This window comes from Vibrio sp. 1978 (assembly GCF_033344345.1).
On record NZ_JAWPOP010000349.1, the window covers coordinates 1 to 777 of the forward strand.

A 777-nucleotide genomic window follows, 5' to 3' on the forward strand; every position below is an offset into this window, starting at 1 on the left:
GATTCGAGCAGGCGCGAACGTAGTCAGACTCAATTTTTCTCACGGAACGGCGCAAGAACACATTGCCCGCGCGAATTTAGTTCGTGAAATTGCGGCCGAACTCGACACTTATGTTGGTGTGTTAGTCGATTTACAAGGCCCTAAGATTCGTATTTCTTGCTTCGAAAATGGCGCAGTTCTACTCAATCAAGGCGACGTATTCACCCTGAGCGGCACACTTGACGCACAATCTGGAACCCAAGAAATGGTTGGGCTTGATTACCCAGAGCTGATTCAAGACGTGAACGAAGGCGATATTCTGCTGCTAGATGATGGCCGCATTCAGCTAAAAGTAAGCCAAGTACACCGTGACGAGCAGTGGATTAAAACCACAGTATTGAACAGCGGTAAATTGTCTAACCGTAAAGGCATTAACTTGTTAGGTGGCGGTCTTTCCGCTCCGGCTCTTACCGCGAAAGACATTCAAGACATCGACACCGCAGCTAAACTTCGAGCCGACTTCCTTGCCATTTCTTTCCCGCGCAATGCACAAGATATCGAATACGCTCGCAGCTTGGCGCAAAAAGCAGGTTGTCACGCCAAGATTGTCGCGAAGGTAGAACGCGCAGAAATAGTTGAAACCAAAGAAGCCATGGATGATGTCATTAAAGCATCAGACATCATTATGGTTGCTCGCGGCGATTTAGGCGTAGAGATTGGCGACGCACGACTGCCAATGGTGCAAAAATCATTGATCAATCGTTCTAAACATTGGGGTAAGCCAGTCATTACCGCGAC

The 777-nt window shown here is 48.1% G+C and carries 1 protein-coding gene; it reads left to right on the forward strand.

Going from position 1 to position 777, the window contains the following annotated elements; translation table 11 throughout:
• Position 1: 1 nt before the first annotated feature.
• A partial coding sequence (locus R8N49_RS26555; protein WP_318190374.1) for a pyruvate kinase occupies positions 2–777 on the forward strand: 776 nt, incomplete at its 3' end.